The following is a 24,555-nucleotide window of genomic DNA, read 5'->3' on the forward strand; positions in this document are numbered from 1 at the left end:
GGAATTTTATGAAAATCAAAAGATGGTTAAGTACAATTATGGCAATGTGCATATTTATGTCTTTGATAACGTGTATGCCTGTATCGGCGGCTGCTCAAGAATGGACATATTGCCTTAAAGTACAAATAAGTGACGCAAAAGATTCAAAAAGTAAGGATGGAAATATTAAAGGATATTTGTATTTCAATGGGGAAGATGAAGAAGTTTTTACTTTGCAGAATACAAAAACATCTGGCGAAATGTCAGAAACTACACACACATCTTCAAGAGCTCCTTGGACTCTTGATAAAGTGACTATTGAAAACGTTACAACGGACGCATTTAAAATATTATATGTGAGTCTGGGAGTGGCTAAAAAGGGAAGCGACTCATATAGATGGATTATAGATGAGATTTATCCGGACGGAACCGGTACAAAAGACGGTCTTTGGATTGAAAAAAATAAAAAGAGAAGTACCACATACAGTATTAATGTTAATACAAAAAGACGCCTGAAAACTGTCGGAAACTTCGATGATTTCGGAAGTACAATGTATCTTAATCCGACAGGTGAAAAAGACAGCGTTGCATATGAATATAACGGATATGTAGGTGACCAATACAATGATATCTTAAACGATAATAAAGAATATTACTGTATGGATATGAGTGACGCACCTACGTTTACATTTGACGTTTCGGGAAAAGGCGAGAATATAACAGTTAATAAAAAAGCACTGATCAGTAATGGTTGCATTACGGAAAAAAGCAGCAATCGTGGTTTTGATATAAACAAATCAAAACTTATGTCGTATATGAATAACAATAATATAAACAAAATCACTATTAAATCAACATTGAAATTCCCGGAAGATACCACATGCAACAAGGAAAGAACAGTTAAAAACATTCCATGGCTTAAATATTACAGCTATGAAGATTATGTCAAAACTTTAACGATTGTCAGAAATGCGTTTTCAATCGGCAGTGTTGAATTTAGCGGTAACTATCAAATACCTAATACAGCTGATAAAAATTATAATGCAGATAATCTGTTTTATAATAATGTAAAAAAGAATTCTGAAGGAAAGCAGACAATTACCGTTACTGCGTCAATTAAGACAGGCGGTCATAATAACAATTTATCGTCAGTCAGTCTTACAGGTGCAAGTATCACATTTGACAAAGCAACTCTAACGCTTGGTAATACAGGTAAAAAGATAGAGTCAACAGCAAAGAAAGTAAGGATAAGTAACGGTAAGTTTAAATTGACGTTCCCATATACAAGCGGTATGGATTCGGCTAACGGCGGATTAAAACTTGAATTAAGTAATGCAAAATTAAAAACTATAAGCGATTCACAATTTATGTTGTGGGATGAGGCTAATAAAAAGGTGGAATACAGCTATTTGTCATCAAAGCATAAGATTGACGCGGTAGATCCGACAGTGAAATTATCGGCTTTAAACAATGATAAGGTAGGAGATTGGCACAAGACTGTAACATTCAGTTCAACTCCGTCAGAAACATTAAACACAACATCATCAGACGGTAAAGCGACTGATGGAAGTTATTCAATGGAATTGCGTGACAGTAAAGGCAATACCGTAAAGATTTGTGATTATAAAGGCAAGAGTAATGTGTCAACCAAGCAGGAGGTCCCTGCAACAGAATCAAGCACAGGAAACGTAACATTGGCATTAGGTGAAAAGATAGAGGGAATATTTAATCTTAAACTTACAGGTCGGGATAATGCGGGTAACGAACTGTCTACAGTCGTAGAAAACATTCACCTTGACAACAAAGCCCCTGAAATTACAATTACAGAAAAAGGAGGTTTGCAGAATTCGGACGGAAGTAAGGGCAATACCTATGATGTAACAATTACCGATATGTCGGGAACGGGTAAGCTGTATTATTGCTTTACAAAAGACCGTATAAATGCACCTGCTTTTGATAAGAGCAAAGCCGAACAACAAACGAGCGGTACAATAAGCAGTTTACTTGATAAGTGGGCATTTATAAATCAGAGTGACACCGAAAACGGCAAAACTGCATCAGCGTATATTGAGGTTGAAGAAGGCAGTAACTTTGAAGGTACATTAATTTATTTTGCCGAAGATGATTTCGGTAATAAAACGGAAATGTCCTACAAAGATATAAATATCACAAATGAAACGACTAAATGCAGTATTGATACCACAAGCGATACATCAATTCCGCATTCAAATTATAATATAGTCCTTACAACAAAATCTCAAAATACTGTTTATTACAAATGGCAGGACAGTAAAGGTGAGTTTATTACGAATGACACGAAGTATAACGGCAAAAGTATAGATACATCAGCCGATATTCAAACGTCAAATTTAGACGGAACATATAAATTGATATGTACAGTTATACCTCCGTCTGGTAAGGCTAATAAGGTGGAAGTAGAACGATATTTTGCGTTTGACAATTCAGCACCTAAAATCAGTATTAAGCCGTTGAATGTCGGTACATACAGTGAAAATCAAACGATTTCCGTTATAGGAAGTGACTTGTCGGGAATTAAAGACGGATATGCGAAAGTGGTGAACCCGGACGGTTCTGCGATAGAAGGTTTAGAGGAATTTATGCTTGATGTGACAGGTGACGCTATTTCGCAAAATATCCATATCAGCGATATTCCGAGCGGCGCATATGCACTTTCTGTAAGAATGACGGATAAAAACGGTTTAGAGGCTACGGCAAAATCAGATACATTCTATATCAGAAATTCAATGCCGACAACAGACGTAAGTTTGATTACCGATTTGACGTATAGAGATAAGCCTTTAATTTCGTCGGAAGATTATAAATTAAAGATTGATGTAAGCGAAGATTTCAAAAATGCAGACAATACAGAAAATCAGAATTTATATTACAGAGTAAGCAATACGGTTGATACGTATGGTGAATGGATAAAGGCAGGGGCGGTTAATAAAACCGATACCGGTTTAACTGCAAGCATTGAATCTGATTCACCGATTATAGCGTTGGCAGACGGTGAAAATACTTTCTATGTACAGACTGCAATTTGTGCGGATAATATCGACACAGCCAAGATTAATATAAACACTGTACAGACAAGTGAATTTACATTCTTCTTTGATGAAACACCGCCACAAACAAGAACGGTTATAAACAACGAACATATCTCCGAAAGTATAAAAGGCAAAGTTTATCTTACAGATAATATTGATTCCGATTTGAAACTTGTAAGCAACAGCAGTGACGTTGAAGTAAGCAATTCGGAAGAAGATAACGTTTTCGATATAACCGTAAACAAAAATGTTGATACAACTCTTACAGCGATTGATTTAGCAGGTAACAAAACGGATATACCGCTTGTTATAAACGGTATTGATACCGATGCACCGACCGCTAATATTGAAGTTAGCGAAGTTATGAGCGGTGACAGAAAAGACAGTAAAGTGGTAGTAAACATTAATGACGCAAAAGAAGACGAAGTGCAGTTTGCGTTTATTCCTGAAAGCGAATACAACAGTGCAATGTCTGACGGAAAGATAAAAGACAGCTATCTTGAAAGCTATGATAACAGCATAATTAATGTAAGTCAAACAAGTTCGGTTGATGCAAAGTGGGAGAATGAAAAGAACCTGACTTATACTGTTAATATTGCAGGAACAACCGAGAATTATTATGTTGGTATTCGTATGACGGACAGTGTAGGAAACAGTACAGATGTTATTTTTGATAAAATAATGTCGGTGCAAGATACTGAATTAAAACTTGATTATACGGTTGCACCGAAAAAAGCAGGACAAAAATCTATTGTAAAACTAAATTTCAATATGCCGGTGTATATACTTCCGCAATCAAAAATCGTGTCAGTTGCCGACAGTGATGACGGTAAGACCTTAGACGAAACAAATCTTGAAATAGCAAAGCAAAATGCATTGATATTTGCACAATCGCAATCATTTACCATAACCGCAAACGGCAATTATAAAGTATATGCGGTTGACGATATAGGCAGAGGAAAAGTCTTTGATTTAGAAATCACGAGCGATAAGGTTGAGTTCGATAATCTTAGCGGTGTTAAAGCGACTACTTATACGGGGGATAAACCGATTGCCGACGGTAAAATGACAGGATGTAATGTAGTTGATGAAGATTGGAATTCTTACAGCACTACCGTTGTGGTTGAACCTATTGACGCAGGTATGCTTTTAAAGCCTATTGAGGACGATTCTGTAAACAACGGATTGAATTTTAACGAATATGACTCTAAACAATATAAATCACAAAGTGGTGAGGGTTATACAAAACTTATTTATTTTGTAAATACAATGTATGAACCGGGTACAGCCGGTGAAATAGTAACAAGTAACGAAAGAACTGCAGACGTCAATTTATTTGAAGAAGGCAGTGACGAGTCTACTTGGAGCATAGCAACGGCGATAATAGACAACATCGACAATACACCGCCTGATTTTGAATTTCAGTACAGTCCTGAAATTATAAAGGTCAACAATAGTCTATATGACAATGACCGAATATTAAAAACGTATACTCCGGGTAATGTAACATTTACCGCAACTTTGCAAGATAAAGATTCTGGAATAGAAGAAATTGTATTGGGCGAAATATGGGACGAAAAGAATGAAGTACCTGTGTCTGTCAAAGTTCCGTTAAAGGATTCAGACGGTAACTATATTGATTATACGGAAAATTCATGGACTTGGGACGGAAATGAATACGGACACCCTGTAACTGTTGAATTTTTCGGCGACAGTGATCCTAAGGGTGTAAAGACGATAAAGTATACGTTTACCGACAATGACTCTATGGATGCAATAAGGTGCTATAACGGTGCAGGCGATTGCTCGTATGTATTCGTGACGGAATTGGAAAGTATTACAACTCTTGACTGTATCTACAAAATGCCGATAGAGCAAGGCGAAGATAAGGACTATACACTTCAATATTATTATGAAGATAATAACGGCGAGTGGCAGGAAATTACTGATACAACGGCATATTACAGACGGGTTAAAGCCGTAATAACTCCTCAAGACCGAGGTGTGGAAAGAGAGCTTAGAGTTAGAAATAACAACGGTTCTTTTGAAAAAATACTTGATTCATATGAAGAACATTTCACATTCAATTTAAAAGATAAATACGGTTATAAGTCGGAAGTGAATATCGAATACGAAAACTTTGACGAAACAAGCGGAACGATTGAATATGCTCTTTCAAGTATGGCAAAGACAAACAAACCTGTTACCTTGACTATTACCGCAACAGATAACCAAAGCGGTGTCGGTGAAGTTAAGCTTTTAAGTAAGAAAGGTGAAATAAGCGTTACAAATAGCGGCGAGTATACCGCTCAAATATCCGAGAACGGTGCTTACAGTATTGTAATGTATGATAAAGTCGGCAACAAAGCGGTTAAAAACTTTAATGTAAGTAATATTGACAATAACGCACCGACGGTTACAAGTTGCACGCTCAGCACGAATGAAATCACTTCAAAGAGTGTGAGTGCGACATTGCAGTTCTCAAAACCGAATGTTCACATAACATCGGCAGAGCCGATTGGAAGTATAACAAATTCACAATACAGTATTAATTATTCGACATCGGTTATCACATTTACAGAATTGGGTTCGATAAGTGTGTTCTTTAAAGACGATTACGGCAATGAGGGCAGTGATATTGTAACTGTTGATAATATCGACAAAACACCTCCGTCACTTACCGCGATAACCGAAGTAAATCCGGAAAAAACGGAGGTTACGGTTAAGTTTGAAAAAGCCGTTGACACTGCCGGTAATGTGATAGATAAAAGACGTGAACTTGCAGATGTGACAGTAAATTACGGCGGTATAGCACAAGTTGCGGATAAAGCGGAATATGTATTCTACGAAAACGGTATTTACACGTTTAAAGTTTATGATGATGAAGGTATATCGTCATACTTGACATTGGAAATAAAAGATATAGATACTGTTGCTCCGAAGATTACGGAAATCAGATGGAGTTATGCGTATGATGTATTGGAAAACGGTGTATGGCAGAAAAAATCAATGCAAAAGACCGTTACTCCAAACGGTGAAGCGGGATATGTTTTTGCTTCCGATATACATCCGATAACAAATCAAGACGTTACTGTGACGGTTGTAACGGATTCCGATACACACCAGTTGGGCAGCAATGATGAATATAAGACTGAAAACGAAAAGGTGTATACTGACAACGGAATGTATATATTCAATATGGAAAAGAACAATCGTTTAACGGATATATACGGAGTTGACGTTGAAGTTATTGATAAAACACCGCCTGTTATTGATTTACTCGGAAAAAATGAACTTATATTCTATGAAAATACCGCAATGGGTGAAACGTACAGTAAAGATTATTTAACAAAACCGAATGTTGCGTTTAAGGCGTATGATGAATTTGCAAAAGGCACTGATTTGAATGACAGAGTTATAATAAAAGATTGGGGTGGATTTAATCCCGATGATATAACTCAAAACGTGTTCGATTCAAGTATTCCGTATACGATAACATACGAAGTATCGGATAATGCGCATAATACGACAGAGGTAAAACGTAGTGTAAGACTTGTAGGTATGTATGATACGGTGGCACTTGTAAACGGCAAATTGCCTGATTATGCAGGTCGAAGTGAAGTAGAGGGTGATGAAATAGCAATCAGTCTAAAGAATTTTTCCGATACGTCAACGGCATATGTACGTTACCAAAAAGGTCTTAAAACAATAGGACAGATGAAGAAAAAAGGAATTATGGTTTCAAAGAACGAGAACGGTGAATTTAAAGTATCAAATCTTGAAAGAGGTTGGTATACATTCTATGTTCAGACGGATAAACGTGATTATTTCAATTTACAGGTTTATCTGTATAATTAGGGGATTTTAAAATGTACCTATAAGGTACAGAAAGGAATGGTATAAAGCGATGAAAGCATTTAAAAGAATTATTTCATCAATGTTAGCACTGGTTATGTTTGTATCAATTTTTCCTCTCGGCGTATTTGCCGAGGGGGAAAACGATAATATATACAGCATAACTAACGGCTATCTTACATATTCGTTTAATGCCGATACGGGCGGATTTGCAATAGAAACCGAAGAGGGTAATCCCAAAAAAATTCTTGATAACAATATTCCGCTTTTGTATTCTGACGATAAAGAAAGAAGTAACGGAACATCTTTTATTACGGTAAGAATAGGTAATAAGGATTATATATTCGGTCAGGATTACGGCTTTTTCGGAATGAGTTCACATCTTGATACTCCCGTAGTCAGTGAAGAAGGCAGATTAATCACTATACCTTGGACGATAAAGGGGGTTACGGTGACATTAAAAATTGCACTCGGCACTGACGAAAACAATGATATAACAGGTAATGCGGGTATTTCGTTTGAAGTTACGAATAACAGTGGCATTGAAGAAGATATAAGCGTTCGTTTGCTTTTGGATACGGCACTCGGAAATGAAATTGACGCACCGTATTTTGTTGTAGATGAGGCAATTCGACCGACAATGACGGAAACTGAATTTTCGGGTGATGATGTACCGTCACAAATAAGATGTGTCGATTCACTTGCAAACCCGACAAAGCTTGCATATATTCTTACAAAAGGCTGGAACGGCGGCAGTGAAGCAAATCGTATCATAGTCGGTCATTGGGCAAATCTTGCAAATACAAGATATACATATACACCGGATAATTATTGCGATTTCACTAATTATTCAAACGATTACAGAGAGCCGGACAGTGCGGCGGCAATTTATTGGGAAAACAGAACAATCGCAAGCGGCGGAAGTTATACAGGTGAAATGCTTTACGGTGTAGGTAACTTCTCGAACGATAAAGACGATGCAACTCAAATAAATATAACAGCAGGCAGAGTTGAACTTTCCGATGATAAAAAGACATATAAAAATGACGGGCAATTTGATGTGACGGTTGAAATTGACAATACAGGTGATGACGCTGTTATGCTAAGCTCGGCAATGCTCAATATAACTGTTGATAACAGTCAATTTGAGATTGTTTCGGGCGACGATACAGTCACATTTGATGAAATAGGCAAAGAGATAATAACAAAAAAGTATACGTTTAAAGCTGTTCCGCAGACGGACTTAACGGCAGGCAGAGTATATGTATCACTTACCGCAACGGCTAACCTTGAGGACGGAACACAAAAAACAGTCGAAACGGCTGCAGAGAAAAATGTTATATTGCAGTCCGTAACAGGCAATGTGCCGATAGTGCAGATGAATAAAGTTAATCCCGAAATCGTATGGACCGGCGGCGAAAAAGCCGTTACCGTATCGGGTAATATGTCGGCATTTAAAGCACTTTCGGCAAATCAAGGCTGGGATTTAAGAATTAAACATACAACAAGCGATCATTCTGTTTTGATAGAAAAGAAGAACATAGCTTTTCTTGACGAAGAGTATGAAAATATGAGTTTTTCGACTGATGAAGAACTTGAAGTTGGATATTATGAATTAGTGTTTGAATTTACAGATCCGATTTTAATAGAGGAATTCGGCAAATCAATAACTTGTGAACATAAACTTCAAGTGTCGGCAGACGAAAAATACAGACTTAAATCTTACGGAACAATAGCACTTGTTCGTACAACCGATAAATCGAATAATACCGATTATGACTTTTTCACTTTTGCAAATGAGGGTGAATATTTAAAGTTTTATAACGGTGAAGTTGAAAAAACAGGCGAATTAAATAAGACAAAGATTAAATATAATTTTGGTGAGAAAAAAGAGTCAATTTGTGATAATGAAATATTGCTTACCGTTCGTGCGAATGTTCGAGAAATGGAACGCGGTGATGGCAATAATAAAGAGAGATATTGGCAGGCAAGTACGGCAGACGGCGATGTTGTAATCAATAATATGCTGTCATACGAGGGTGATACACCGCTTGAAATTTATGAGAAAAACGGTTCATACACAATAAACGGTGACGGACTTTTAAAGGTTGTAAATTCTATCAACGTTTGGAGAAGTAAATGGAGCTTTACCGTTAATAAAGGCATTGTGTATACTTTGGACAGTGAGAGATTGACGGATTATTTTGCTAATGACAATAAACCCGTAAAGCTTTCTCTTGACGGTGCGGCAACTATGATTCAGTCGGTCGGCGGATTTTTGGTAGATTTAAAATACGGTGAAATGAGTTCACAGTGGTATGACAATTCCGACGGTATGGTTACATACGGTATAGGATTCGGCGGAAGCATCAGCCTGCCGATTAAAACAAAGAAGAATAATAATCAAGAAACCAAAGATTTGACGGCAGATCAAGAGGATATTTCCGATGAAATGCAGAGTTTGTTTGACGAAAGTCTGACGGCAGACCAAGAAGATATTTCGGGTGATATGGAAAGTCTTTTTGATGAAACACCCAAACAAACGTCTACAGGTGACAAAATCAAAAAAGATACCAAACTTTCAGAGGGAAGTTTATCTGCGGAAGTAAATAATGTACTTTTCGGTGAAAAAGGCAAGGTTGAGGAAAAGGCTGTAAAGGTTGAAGGTACAGGTTTTATAGGAATAGACGCGAAAATGTCGCTTGCATTGCCTAAAGACGTTTTAGGTTCACTTGTTTCAAATGCACCGGGTATATATGCAAGCGTTACCATAAACACAATAGACAATGTATACGAATTAAATGCAGGTCTTAATATCAAGATTATTGAATGTGAGGGTATACTTGCATTTAAAGAAGTTAATGTAAAAAACAAAGATGTTATAGTACCGGATAAAATCGAATTTTATATCCGTGACGGACTGAAAATTCCTATTGCACCGCCTGCATTGTTTATGACAGGCTTGGGCGGCGGTATAAATGAACTTGCCGATACCATAGGCGGTGAATTTGACAAACTTCCGCCGATTACTATATTGTTGTTCACAAGACTTGAGGCTATAGGTACTCTTGTGGGGGATTTTAATGCCAGAATAAGCCTTGAGGGACTGTCGCTTAAAGGCGATATGAAATTAAAAGTATCGGATTCTTTGCTTGATTTGAAAGCAGGAATAAATGCAAGATGGATAGAGCCTTGGGAACTTAATCTTTACGGTAATGTAAGTATTATAGACGGACTTATAAAAGGCGGTATTACAATAAATATTGCAGATGATTATTTCTACGGCTACATATTTGCAAGCATTTGCATACCGGACAGTATTCCGCTTGTGGGCGGTAAAGAACTTGCAGGTGTTGAGGCGGCTGTATCTGATGAATTTATCGGTGCAAATATCAAGATTATCGGTATCCGTTTCGGTGTAATATATTATTGGGGTAAAAATGTATCATTCGGTAAGAATGTAGATTTAAGTGCACCGCCGCGAGGCGAAAATAACTCAATGAGCCTTATGAGTTCTGACGACGTAACAGGCTACTACGGAACTAATGTACACGAATTGTCTGTTGAGCCGATAGGTATGATGACAGACGGCAGTGAATATAAAGAGGCAAGTGTAAATGTAGAAAATGCTCAAAATCAAGACGCATTATTGCTTGAAATACCTTATACAGGTTCAGGCACACCTGAGGCAGGCGAAATTACACTTATAAATGCCGACGGAGCCGTAATAAACACAATTTTGGACGATGGGAATGGTAACGGAAATATGCTTGTACAGCGCCGTGACGGTGACAATTATATTTATGTAACGGTTACGGAAAAGGATAAAATCATAAACGGTAAGTGGACTGTAAGATACACAACACCTAACATTACAATCAAGTCATTTAATATGAACGGTGTTGACGGTATAGCAGGTATAGATTCGTGCAGTATATCACATTCATCGGAAGATTCTGCCGAACTTACAGCGTCATGGACAATGAGCGGAAGTACCGATAAAAAAGGGACAATAGACGTTTATTTGACGAAAGACAAAGATGTTTTGAAGAAAGTCAAAACAGGTGACAACAAAGGTGATTCGTTAGGAACTAACATACTTCACAAAACAGACGCAGAAATAAAAAACGGCAGTGAAAAAATTACACTTCCGGACACATTTGAAAGCGGAACGTATTACGCAGTAACAACCGTATCTACAACAGACGGAATAAGTCTTGCGATTAGTGATACACCTGTAAAATTCAAGAATAAGAAACTTCCTAAGTCAGTTTCAAATGTGCATATCAATTACGGTGGTAACGGTAATATATTTGTGAATGTAACAGATCCCGAAAATGCCGATTATACGCATTATATAGCTGAAATTGTTGCGGAGGATGGCAGTGTACTAAGTAATAATGTAGGTCAGTTTGAAAAAGGCTCAAACTTCGTATTCGGCAAGGAGGCATATCTTGAAACAGGCAAAACATATTATGTCAATGTAAGAACTCTACGTGAAGAATACGGAAAATCGGATTCTTCTGATGAATATAAGACTTGGTATTATTACGGTGATGATGTGGTTTCATCGGATAAACTTGTAATGCCTGAAAAGGATATGCCAAAGTTGAAAGAGGTAAAAACAAACTTTGACAGCACAAAAGAATATATAAATGACAATAATATTATTGTTGAATATGTATTTGACAATGATGTGTTTATGGAATTGTCGGTAAACGGTCAAAAGGCATACAGTGACAATAAATTTAAGAAAGAATGGAAGTTTGTTTTAGATGACCTTGAGGACGGCGATTATGTAATTGATTTCACAGCTTATACGAGCAAAAAAGACAATATAAGCGGTAAAGATGCAATTATAGGCGACAGTGATGCGAGATTGGCATTCTCAATAGATACATCAGCACCTATATTGTCGCTTTCGCAAAAATCAGCTGAAAGCGTTGAAAATGTTTCAGCAATATTTGGAGCGAATACTGTGATAACCGAAGATGACGGAAGTTACACTATTGAGGGATTAACAGAAAAATCTTCGACTCTTACAATAGATGGAGAAACTGACGGAATTACGGTTAATGAAAACGGAAGTTTCAGTATTACCAAAAAATTATCAGATTATGAAAATTATAAATTGCATACGCTAAAAGCTGTAGATAACGCAGGCAACGTAACCGAACTTATGGTATATGCGGTGCGTAAAGGTAGTTTTGCGATTAAAGAAATTGAACTTAAAAATAACGGTGAGGATATTCAAACTGTTGATGGCGAGAAAAAGATTTCAATGAAAAGCGGTCAAAATTCAAAGCTTTCGGCTTTTGCGGTCCTTGACGACGGAAAAGAATTTGAATTAAGTGACGATATGATTGATTGGAGTGTGTTGTACGAGAAAAATCATATCGCACTTGATGAGGGTGATATAACCGCATTGTCAAAGGGCGAAACAGCGGTAAAAGTTAAAATGAATACCGCAAATATTCAAACTGCGGAAGACAAGAATATAGAAGACGGATTTTCTGATTATGCAGTAATTGAGATAACAGGCAATTCAAAAGAAGATTTGATAGAAAAGATTAAAGAGGCACAAGAACTTCTTGACAATACACCTAATGCGTCGGACAGTAAAAAGAATGCTTTGCAGGAGGCTATTAATAAAGCACAGGAGCTTGTTAATGACAGTAACGCAACAGAGGACGATTATACACAAGGTGTTGCGGCATTAAATAAGGCTATGGAATCCTTTAAAAACACAGGCAAACATTCGGGTGGAGGCTCATCTTCGGCAAAATATAAGATAACATTACTACCGTCGGAAAACGGAAAAGTTACATTGTCAAGTACGGAAGTTAAAGCCGGCACAAGCGTAACTGTAACATCAGTTCCGAATGACGGCTATATGGTAAAGGATATTCTTATAAACGGTGTCAGCGTTGGCAGTAATGCTGAAGTGTATACCGTTAAATCGGTATCTGAAAATATGGAAATTCAAGTAATATTCGGCGAGAAAACCGATTTACCGTTTATTGATGTTGAAAAGACAGATTGGTTCTATGATAATGTTAAATATGTTTATGAGCATAAATTTATGGTCGGTATAACGGATATAACATTTGAGCCGAACACAAAACTTTCAAGAGCAATGTTTGTTGCTATTCTACATAGAATAGACGGTGAAAAAGAGGAAGGCGAATGTAAATTTGAAGATGTTCCAAGCGGTGCATATTATGAAAAAGCAGTTGCTTGGGCAAGCACTAACGGCATAGTGGCAGGAATATCGGCAGCAGAATTTGATCCTAACGCAGATATTACAAGAGAACAAATGGCAGCGATTTTGTACAGATACGCAAATTACAAGAAGATAGATACACAAGTGGGAGATAACACAAATATACTTTCATATGATGATTATAACGATATTTCTGAATATGCAATTCCGTCAATGCAATGGGCGGCAGGCAGCGGATTAATGGTCGGAAAAACAGACACAACACTTAATCCGAAAGACAATGCCACAAGAGCAGAGGCGGCAGCGGTATTTATGCGATTTGTAGAAAATTTTAATGATTAAAATAATAGACCCATCAAAAATGATGGGTCTATTTGAATGTTTTCCTGAATTCGGTTGGCGTAAAGCCTGTATATTCTTTAAAATCTTTAGATAGCTTTTGAATTGTGGAAAAGCCTATTGTATCGGCTATAAAGGCGATAGAATGGTCTGTATACAGTAAATCATATTTGGCGGTTTCCAAACGCATATGTTTAATGTAAAGTGCGGGAGTTATGCCGAAATGTTTATTAAAAATCGATATAAAGTATTTCTCATTAAATCCCATTAAATTTGAAAGCGACTTTACAGAAATCTTTTCATGAATATGATTTTTGATATAGTCATTTATAAATTTGACAAATTCATCATCTTGTATTTCATCGTGTGGTTTGGCTTTGTCGCAACTCAAAAATATTGCTAAAAGCTCAATTAAAATTGATTTTATCATCAGAGCCGATACTGCGTCATTTTTTAATCTGAGTTCGCTTAATTTATTAAAGAGCGACTTTACATAGTCTGGATTTTCAATATGAACAACATACGGAAAATCAATTATATCAAATAACGACTTGCCGTTAATTGTTGCGGAAAAGTCGCACCAATATTTATTGTAGCAAGTTTCGTTTTCGGAGTATAGCGATACCCTTGAATTTTTCGGCAACAGTACCATATCGTCTTTCTTTGGATAAAATTCTTCACCGTTTACCGTTATCTTACCTTGACCGTCTAATATCAAATAAAAACAATCTCTCATACGAGTATGTTCTTCTCTTGACCAATCGGGACATAAGCCGTTGTCTATTAAAATAAAGCGTATTTCTAATTTTGAAATGTATTGATTAAGCAGTTGATTTTGACTGTGTGGATTTTCTCCCATATGTATCACCCCTAAAAGTATTATAAGAAATATTAATTGTTTTGTAAATATATATATCTGACTTTTTGATAAAAAGATGTGACTTTTAGATACACAAAACGATATTGGCTATGTTAAAATACAATTAACAGATAAAATGTTTAGGGAGGAATGAACGATGAAAAAGAAATTGATTTCGTGTATACTGTCGGCGTCAATGCTTTGCACTTCAATAGGTATATTACCTGTAAAAGCAGAGCAAACACCGTATTTTACACATCAGAATGTAGTCGGTTCACAGACGTGTTACGGAGATGATACAGCTGAAAAAACGATTGATGAAATTCCGAATGTTATTCAGGGAATGAGAATTAATCAACCTGTTTTCAGAACAAAAGGATTATCACCAAACACGAGTTATACAGTAAATCAGATTTTAAAGGACGGAACTGTTTTAAAAAATGAAACCGTTGTAGCCGATGAAAACGGTACAATAGAATTTAAACATGTACGAAATTGCGAAGAAGTTGAAGTTTTAAACGGGGAAACGGTAGTGGCTTCTCTTAATGCGGAACTTGAATATAAGAACGGCGTTGCCATTACATCTGCTCCTATGTCATATCAAATTTATCAAAGAGATGAAAATAATAAAGCAGAAATAAAAATAAAGGGAAAAACCGAAAACGAAACATTTGTCAGTGTCGATATTAACGGAACAGAAGAAAGTGTTACGGTTTCTGGTAATGAATTTGAATATACTAAAACTCTTGATACAGGACTTTATGATATAACTGTAACATCGAACAAGGGAGAGGTTGCAAAGTATGAAAAAGTCGGTATTGGAGATGTTTGGGTAGCGGCAGGACAGTCTAATATGACGGATATGGGTGCTGTTACAGATGATTTTTCACCGGAAGATGATGACCCGATAAATGAAAATATGCACATAATTTATGCTGAAGATTGTACATGGCAACAGATGTCACATCCGGCAGGAGAAGGTCGTTTCTTTAAAACGGGAGTAAGAACATCGCCGGTAACAAGTTTTGCAAGAGAAATTAGCGAAAAAGAAAATGTACCGATTGGCGTTGTTCAAACATCAGTAGGCGGTACGAACATTTGGCAATGGATAGACGGAATCAGAAATGACGCAAACAGCGGATATTTATTTAATGCACTAAAATCATGCTTTGATAAAATGCCGTCAAAAAATATTAAGGGTATTTTATGGTATCAAGGGTGTAACGATGCGATAAATGAAAACTACGCATATGATTATAAAAATTTGCAACAAAAAGTATTTGATACAATGCGTGATTTCTTCAATGAAAATACACCTATAATCACGACACAATTAAATGACGCAAATCAAGACAGTAACAGTTCACAAGGTTATTATGATGCGTGGTCATATGTAAAAGATATTCAACGTCAGAACGAAAGTTTATATGACAATGTTTATGTTGTTGGTACAGGTGAATTAGAACTCGGCGATACTATTCATAATAATGCCGCATCAAATGTGAAACTTGGTGCAAAATGGGCGAAAGTCGCAGAAGCGGTTGTTTACGGAGATGAATCTGTATCATATGAAAATGCACAGATAGATACGGCAAAAGTTACCGGCGATAATGAAATAACATTAACATTTAAAAATACCGACGGATTGAAAGTTGCCACAGGAACAAAACGTATAGGAATTACAAATGTATCTGGAGGAGGCTACAAAATTCCTTTAGGTGATTTAACAAAAGAATTTACGGTAAGAAAAGGTGCAAGCCGAAAAGTTACTGCATCAAATAAAGATAAAGGTACAGAAATGACAATAAAAAGTGCCGAAATTCAAGCTGATAAAAAATCTGTTGTAATTACAACAGAAGAAGATTTAGCGGGTGTTATAGCGGTTGATTGTATGTACGGCAAGAGATTTACGCCTACACTTGTAGATGAAAAAACGAATGAAAGTGTATTGTCATTTTATAATGTAATTGCGGAATATGAAAATAAAATTCCTGTTACAGAATCTTTTGAAATAAATGCAAAGGATTCAGCCGATTTGAATAATGTAACTAAAACCGCATCAGACGGTACAATGTATGTCAACAGTTGGAAAAACGGAAACACGGATAATACATCATATGGTCTTGTTGAATTTGACTTGGAAAATTATGATTTTTCAAAAATAGTATCTGCAAAGTTGGCGGTTTACGGAAATAGTATCGGTAGAGATAGAAACGGTAATATAACAATTTCGGATATAGGAACAGATTGGGACAATACTGCGATATACGGCGATATAGCATATAATCCTACAAAAGAAATAACAAAGATAAATTCAAATACTGCAAGTGTATTTCCGGTAGGCAATTATTCTGAAATAGATATAACGGAGTATTTAAGAAAATATTCCGGAAATGAAATAGGTATAGGCATAGCCTCAGATTATGCCTCTGATGTAACTTTGTCAGGTAAAAACAGTGAAAACCCTCCTAAACTAATTATTCAACCTGGCAAAATGGTAACACTTTCATATACTTGCAACGGAGAACCTTGTGCGGATATGGAAGTGACAATAGAGGCAGTCGGTGCAACAGAATATCAGACAACAAAACATACAACTGATAAAGACGGAAACGTTGTTGTTTATTTAGCAGAGGGCAGTTATAAAGCAACAACAGAAAAAGAAATTGGTGTGAGAAATGCCACATCAAATACATTTACAGTATCAACAGACGATTTGTCAAATACATATACTGTTGAAAAGAACAATGAAGAAAAGCCAAAGCCGGTAGAAAATCCGACATATACTTTTGGTAACAAATTCAATCAGATAAAAACGTTTAACACATCATCATTATCTGAAACAAAGATTGCCGATACAGGATTGAGTGTATCGACAAGCGGTTCAAATTACAGTAATGTTGTAATAATGGACTCATCAACGAAAACAGGAACAGGCTATTATCCGCTTGGAACAGGACTTAGTGATAACGGATATTATTTGTTTATGGGTACGGGTGGAAACAGCAACACATCAATGACGCTTAAATTTGACAATCCGATAGAGTCGGAAAAATACATAAAAATAACATATGCAAAACCGACTTCGACAAATAACGGAAGTACAAACAGAAGTGCAGGTAATGAAAACACAATGTCAATCGACGGTGAAAAAATAGATGTACAATCAAATTGTGAATTTGACAAGTGGTACACAACAACAGTAAAATTATCTAATCAAACATCGCAGATTGATTTTGCTTTTGGAAAATGGAGCTCAATAGCAATTTCAAAAATTGAAATTACAGATACGGCAGATATGTTGGAAATTACATCTGACACAACTGAACAGTATATAACATCAGAAAATCAAACAGTTCAGTATACTGCGAAAGTTTATAAGAGCATTACAACAGAAAAAGACAAATCAGAGATTGTTTCAAAAGGAAGTGAGGATACAACGGCAAATATCACTTATTCGGTAAACGGATATAACGGTGTATCAATAGATAATAATGGTTCTCTCTCAATTACTCCGTCTGCAACTGCCGGAACAGTAACAGTTTCGGCAGAATGTGGCGGAATAAAGAAATTTATAAATTTAGTACTTAAGTCACTCGGTAATGCGAATGCAGTTGAAATTTACGGTGATGAAGTCGTACATAGCGGAACATCAAAGTATATTGCAATTCCAATCGCAGACGGTGTGGTTATTCCTGCTCGTGATACAAAATGGGAGATAGTCGATAATACGGAAGGAGTGTCAATATCAAACGACGGTACACTTACTGTTTCAGACAGTGCTGCTGACGGTATTGTGAAAATCAAAGCAACGCTTACCGTATCATCTGTTCAAACGTCGGAAGTAATTGATGAACTTGAAGTGACAGTCAGAACAAACAATTCTGAAAATTGTCCGTATGAAGTAAAAGGTTTGTTATTGAAAAACGGTGAAACAGATGTAAAAAATGCAAGAGGTATAGACGGAATAATTGTTGATAAAAAAATCGACAGTACAAACGACTATATTGCCGTTGTGAAAGTATTTGATGAAAATAAAAAGCTAATCAAAGAAAACAAAATTGCTATCGGTGAATTGACTGACGGAGTACAGAAGATAAACACTGATATTGCTTTTGAAAAAGCATCATTTGTAAAGGTATATATAGCAAAAACAAATGATGAGTATTCAGCAAGCGATAATGAATATGACATTGTAAATGTCACAAAGATTGATGAAAATTTGAATACAACTACTATAATGCAAAATAAGAGCGAAACCGAAACAAATGCAACGCTTATAATGGCTCAATATAAAGACGGAATATTAAAGCAAATAAACGATAAAGAAGTAAAACTTCAAAAAGGCAAAAATAAAATTGACTTATCGGATATTAAAATAATAAACGGAGCTGATATAAAGATTTTATTATGGAGTGACAATATGACACCTTTGGCAACTGCATTAACAAAGATAAGTGAAAACGAAGATTATAAAATAGGCGAAGTTGTATCTGATGAAATATTCAGTACAACCACAGGAGAGTATTCAAACATTCCTCTTGTTTCAGATTGGTTGACAGGTGCAAAATCGGGACTTGGTATGGGTGCAGGTGTCATATCACCAAGTAGTGTACCGTATGGAATTGATCCGAATTTAGTTGATGTATCAACTTTGAATGTAAATTATACATATGACAATAATTATCAAGGTGCAACTGCCGATAATGCACTATGGTACAAGACAGGTGCGTTTCTTGCAAGTGCCAATGGGGCAAATAACAGTATCTACGCTCGTGACGGTGCGGATTGGGAGCAACAAGCATTGCCTATCGGAAACGGATATATGGGCGGTATGATTTTCGGACTTCCTGACAAAGACCAAATTCAGATAAATGAAGAAACTTTCTGGGCGGCAGGATACAGAGGAACTCAAACAGGGGTTAATTCAAATACTGTAAACAGTAAAATGAGTGAAGGCATAAACGGTTATATGAGCGTCGGTAATATTTTTGTTGATTTCAATATGCAGAAAGGTGCGACTGTCAATAATTATTACCGTGACCTCAACCTTGACGAATCTGTTGCTCATGTGAGATACGAATATGATAATAAAAATTTCAATCGAGAATATTTCGCAAGCTATCCTAAAGAAGTACTTGTATTCCGTTACACAGGTGATGATTTGAATTTTGACGTAAAACCTGTTTCAATGCACCCGGGTAATGTAACTGTAAATAACGGTGAGATTAAAATTGTCGGTAAATTAAAAGACAGTGAACCGTATTCATCGGGCGGTAATGCGGCATGGAATCAAGAATCCGATTTGGAATATTGCACTATTATAAAAGTTATTGCCGATGACGGTACAGTGACAGACGGATATAATTCGGTTAATGTATCTGACAGTACAGGTGTAACAATACTTGTAGCGGTGGCAACGGATTATGACCCGACTCAGTTTGAACTTAATGCAGACGGAACTGTCAATATGTCAAAAACACCGTATAAGAATACACAAGGAGTTAAAGCGGCTGTCGAAAAAGCAGAAAAAAGAATACAAGGTGCGTCTGAATTAACTTATGAAGAATTGAAAAATGAACATATAAAAGATTATAAAGAGCAATTCGACAAAGTACAATTTAGTTTGACGGATAATAATGAAATATGTTCAGTACCTACAAATGAATTGCAATTATCATATAAAAACACAGTAACCACAAAATCTGTTGATAATAAGACAGTCGTTTCATATGATGAAAGTGCGTATGCAAATCTAAATAAGCATCTTGAAGAACTTCATTACAATTATGCAAGATATTTAATGATTTCATCATCGCGTTCTACAACTATGCCGTCAACACTTCAAGGTAAGTGGTGTCAGTCAACCGCTGAAATATGGGGTTCGTGTTACTGTATTAATATCAATATGGAAATGAACTATTGGTTTGCAGGCGGTGCAAATCTTCTTGACAGTGGTAAATCACTGATAGGTTGGTTTAATTCACAAATTCCGGCAGGGCGTATAACGGCTAAAAATATGTATAAAGTTACTCCGAAATCATATACGTTTGAAAACGGCAAGATGACGTTTACAGACAGTGCAGATGATAAAGATGATGTATTTATTATGCACACAAAGCAAGCAATAATGGGAACAACAGATATGACAGGCTCAACAAATATTCAGTCGGCAGGTAATACCGCATGGCTTATGTATAATCTGTGGGATTTGTATCAGACTTCGGGCAATAAACAACTTTTGGCGGACGAATTATATCCGATAATGCGAAAAGCGGCAAATTTCTATACGCAGTATTTCTATCAAAATCAACGCAGAACTACAACAGATACTGAGAAGTATCCTGACGGATATTATTATACTACTTGGGAAGGTCGTTCACCGGAGCAAGGACCAACAGAGGAAGGTATAAAATATGACTTACAGCTTGTTGCGGGTATGTACGATTATACTATAAAAGCGGCAGAAATATTAGGTGTTGATACCGATAAGGTGAGTGCGTGGAAAGAAATAAGAAATCATCTTGAAATACCTGTGGAAATAGGTGGTGACGGACAGATTAAGGAATGGAAAGAAGAAACAAGCTATAATACAGACGCAAACGGAAAAACGTTGGGTGACCCTGTACACAGACATATTTCACATCTTGTTGGTTTGTACCCGGGAACACTTATAAATCGTGACACACCGGAATTGTTAAACGGTGCGAAAGTAGTACTTGAAAACAGAGGTGATGATTCAACAGGTTGGTCATGCTCGAATAAATTCTTACTTTGGGCGAGATGTCTTGACGGCGATAAAGCACTTGAATTATTCCGTTATCAATTAGCACAAAAAACATATGCTAATTTGTTTGATACACACGCACCGTTCCAGATAGACGGTAATTTCGGTTCGGCGGCAGGTGTTATGGAACTTCTTATGCAGTCACAGACGGGAACTGTTTACATACTTCCTGCATTGCCTACAGAATGGAATAGCGGTGAAATAAGCGGTATTAAGGCTAAAAACGGTGCAGAAGTATCTATTAAATGGAGTGATAATAAAGCAACGGAAATAAAGATTACACCGACTGTTGACGGTAATATTACAATCGGTTACGAAAAAGATAATATATTAAAATTAAACGGTGAGAATATAAAGTTTGTAGACGGCAAGTATACTATTGAAAATGCAAGTGCAGGAGAAACATATATATTCACTGAATAATTGTTATAAAAAACTGATATTTAAAGAACGGATATTTAATTATATCCGTTCTTTTTTTGCAAAAAACTCTTTAAAAATTCAAAGAAATGTGATAAAATTTTAACAATGAATACAAAAGGAGATTGTTAAATGAAAAATAAAGTAAAAATCGTTACTGCATTACTGATAACCGCGTTATGCACGACTTCGGCATATGCGGCGGAAAATCTTATAAAAAATGATAGCTTTGAAACTGAATTACTCGGAACAAACGGTTGGCGTTTTTCAGGTAGGGACGGTTGGGTTTATGAAAATGAAAACTCTGCCGATTGTACAACAGATGAAGTGCACAGCGGTGAAAAGGCACTTCATTTCAACAGTGCCGTTGTTGCACAGAGAGTTGAACTGAAAAGAAATGTGACATACACACTTGAATTTTATATAAAAGCCAAAGAGGATTGTATTGTAAATGTAGGTTTCTTTGACGGTTCACAGGATTGGCCGGGAAGTTATCCAGTAAAAACGAAAGAAATATCGGTAAATACTGATTGGACAAAGCATAAAATCGAATTTGAATGTAACAATACTCAAGATTATTTAGCATATTTTAATTTGTGGGACAAAGCGGACGTTTATGTTGATGATGTTGTATTGAAAGAAGCCGATGGGTACATATCACGTCTTATGACAGGCATTGACGGTGACGGTGCAATAAGTTATTCAGCCGATTATAAAGGCGGTAAGCTGTTTGGCGTGGCACTGTATGACGAGAATAATAAACTTATCGGTTTTAAAAACAATTCAACATCGGGAACTTTTGAAAATGTGAGCGGTTACGGCAAATATACAGTGAAGTCATATTTGCTCGAAGACGATAATTTGCGTTCAAAGACACAAGAAATTGAATATAACGAGGACAGCAGTAAAAATGAAGATACGTCAATCGGTAAAGCAAAAAGTCTGACATTATCGGAGCATAATGTGACAATAAATGTCGGTGATGAAAATAAAATATTGGACGCCGTTATTATGCCGGAATTTGCGTATGACAACAAGGTTGCATGGAAAAGTTCTGACGAATCGATAGTAAAAGTAAGCGAAAACGGTATTTTAACAGCTGTCTCAAACGGCAATGCTACAATTACCGTATCATCAGAGGACGGAATGCTTACGGACGAATGTAAAGTCACAGTGACCGACAAAAAATCCGAGCGACTGTCATTGAATAAAACAAGTATAGAGTTAACCGAGATAGATTCGGTTTATCCGTTATCGGCAAATATTGAAAATTCCGACTTGGTTTGGAAATCTGACAACGAAAATATTGCAAGCGTGACAGACGGAATTGTTACGGCGAAAGGCAAGGGTAAAACTACAATTACGGTTTCAACTTCTGACGGTAAGCAAACCGCAAAATGTGCGGTTAATGTCAATACATCTGACAAAACTATCACAAACGATACATTTTTTAAAGACACTGACGGCAATTATATATATTCACAGGGCGGTTGTATTCAAAAGTTTGGTGACAAATATTATTGGTATGGTGTAAAATATAAAGAAGCGGATATATATGCTAAAAATCCCGAAAACGGCAAAGCGGGAAATGCCGCTTACGAAACATTTACTTGTTATTCGTCGGACGATTTGGTGAATTGGGAGTTCGAGGGTTATCCTCTTACCGGTGAACCGAACGGTTGGGTTGGCAGAATGGGTGTTGTTTATAATGAAAACGCGAAAAAATATGTGTTAATTTCTCAATATGCACCGGGTATGGTTTATGCGGTAAGTGATATGCCTGAAGGACCGTTTAAGATTGACCATATTCAAAAAACATTGCCAATTCAAAATGATGTTACAGGTGACCAAACTTTGTTCCAAGATGATGACGGCAAAGCATATATAATATGCTCAAGTGCAAACGGACGTGCTTATCAATATGTAATTCCGCTTAGAGAATCAGACTTTTTGGATATAGACGAAGAAAATATCAAAATGCTTTTCTATGATGAAGACGGCAGTTACATAGATGAAAACGGCGAAGTGGATAAGAAAGACAAAACAGGTATAGAGGGTAATTGTATGTTTAAATATAACGGCAATTACTATTATACAGGCTCTGATTTATACGGCTGGAATTCGTCAAGAGTGTATGTAATGCAGTCTGACAGCATTTTGGGCGATTACAATAAAGATACGGGACTTCCATATATAATGAATAACACACGAGATAGTTTTGCTCACAATTCGCAAGCAGGCTTCTATACAACGATTCACGGAAGTGAAAACGATTTGATTATTTATTGCGGTGACAGATGGGGCGATTTTGCAGGTAACGGAATCGGATATAATCAATGGGTACCGCTATCATTTGATAAAGAAGGCAAACCGTACTTTAACAATCTTCATCAATGGAAGTTGGACGCTGAAAAAGGTACTTGGGAAGTCGGAGAGGGTAATAACTATATTTCCAATCCCGAATTTGAGGCGGACAGAAAAATAACAGCAACACCAACAGGTTGGAAAGTGCGTGACAATGTCGGCAATTATTCTGTATCCAATGCACGCGGAAAGGTTGACATCGGTAATTTTGTAATACAGGAAACTGCACCGGAAGATTATATTTCAGATTTGTATCAAGAAATAACTGATTTACCTAATGGAACATATACAATGACTGCGTGGGTAAAAAGCAGTGGCGGACAAAATGTATGTAATGTATACGCACAAAGCGGTGACGAAAAGAAAACATATTCCGTTAAAACAAATATTGATGATTGGAAAGAAATTGTTGTTGCAACAGATATAAAAGTGACAGACGGAAAATGTACAGTAGGACTATATTCGGACGCTCACGCAAATGAATGGGTACAGATGGACAATGTGAGATTGGTTAAAAATATAGAATAGAAATGCAATTCGGAAATCAAGCTTAAAAACTAAGCTTGATTTCTTTTTTGAAAAAATCAAGAAATATTGACAAAATCGGTTAGTTATGCTAAACTAATTAAGGTTAGAGGATACTAACCATAATTGCGATTTA

General features: G+C 36.5%; 5 protein-coding genes. 4 read left to right on the top strand and 1 reads right to left on the bottom strand.

The window, feature by feature from the left end; translation table 11 throughout:
- The first annotated feature begins 8 nt into the window (after positions 1–8).
- Together LKE05_RS06435 and LKE05_RS06440 are read left to right on the top strand one after the other, a co-directional pair.
- The gene (locus tag LKE05_RS06435; protein WP_308456299.1) at positions 9–6,905 is read left to right on the top strand and encodes a hypothetical protein; all 6,897 of its coding nucleotides are present in this window, start codon (positions 9–11) and stop codon (positions 6,903–6,905) included.
- 49 nt (positions 6,906–6,954) lie between these two features.
- On the top strand, positions 6,955–13,467 hold the full coding sequence (locus LKE05_RS06440) for an S-layer homology domain-containing protein (RefSeq protein ID WP_308456300.1): 6,513 nt from the start codon (positions 6,955–6,957) through the stop codon (positions 13,465–13,467).
- Between the two features lie 28 nt (positions 13,468–13,495).
- Here LKE05_RS06440 and LKE05_RS06445 read toward each other — a convergent pair whose 3' ends face one another.
- Positions 13,496–14,323, bottom strand: coding sequence for a helix-turn-helix domain-containing protein (locus LKE05_RS06445; RefSeq protein WP_308456301.1), 828 nt, complete (start codon positions 14,321–14,323; stop codon positions 13,496–13,498).
- A gap of 157 nt (positions 14,324–14,480) precedes the next feature.
- Here LKE05_RS06445 and LKE05_RS06450 point away from each other — a divergent pair, with 157 nt between their 5' ends.
- Positions 14,481–21,533, top strand: coding sequence for a glycosyl hydrolase family 95 catalytic domain-containing protein (locus tag LKE05_RS06450; RefSeq protein WP_308456302.1), 7,053 nt, complete (start codon positions 14,481–14,483; stop codon positions 21,531–21,533).
- Between the two features lie 129 nt (positions 21,534–21,662).
- A complete protein-coding gene (locus tag LKE05_RS06455) occupies positions 21,663–24,422 on the top strand; it encodes an Ig-like domain-containing protein (RefSeq protein ID WP_308456303.1) in 2,760 nt (919 codons plus the stop codon).
- Positions 24,423–24,555 lie beyond the last annotated feature (133 nt).

Source organism: Hominilimicola fabiformis, from assembly GCF_020687385.1.
Taxonomy (GTDB): Bacteria; Bacillota; Clostridia; order UBA1381; family UBA1381; genus Hominilimicola; species Hominilimicola fabiformis.

Bases quoted from the DNA above. Each gene is read 5' to 3' on its own strand.
- LKE05_RS06435 (WP_308456299.1), top strand. From the start codon at position 9: ATGAAAATCAAAAGATGGTTAAGTACAATTATGGCAATGTGCATATTT.
- LKE05_RS06440 (WP_308456300.1), top strand. From the start codon at position 6,955: ATGAAAGCATTTAAAAGAATTATTTCATCAATGTTAGCACTGGTTATG.
- LKE05_RS06445 (WP_308456301.1), bottom strand. From the start codon at position 14,323: ATGGGAGAAAATCCACACAGTCAAAATCAACTGCTTAATCAATACATT.
- LKE05_RS06450 (WP_308456302.1), top strand. From the start codon at position 14,481: ATGAAAAAGAAATTGATTTCGTGTATACTGTCGGCGTCAATGCTTTGC.
- LKE05_RS06455 (WP_308456303.1), top strand. From the start codon at position 21,663: ATGAAAAATAAAGTAAAAATCGTTACTGCATTACTGATAACCGCGTTA.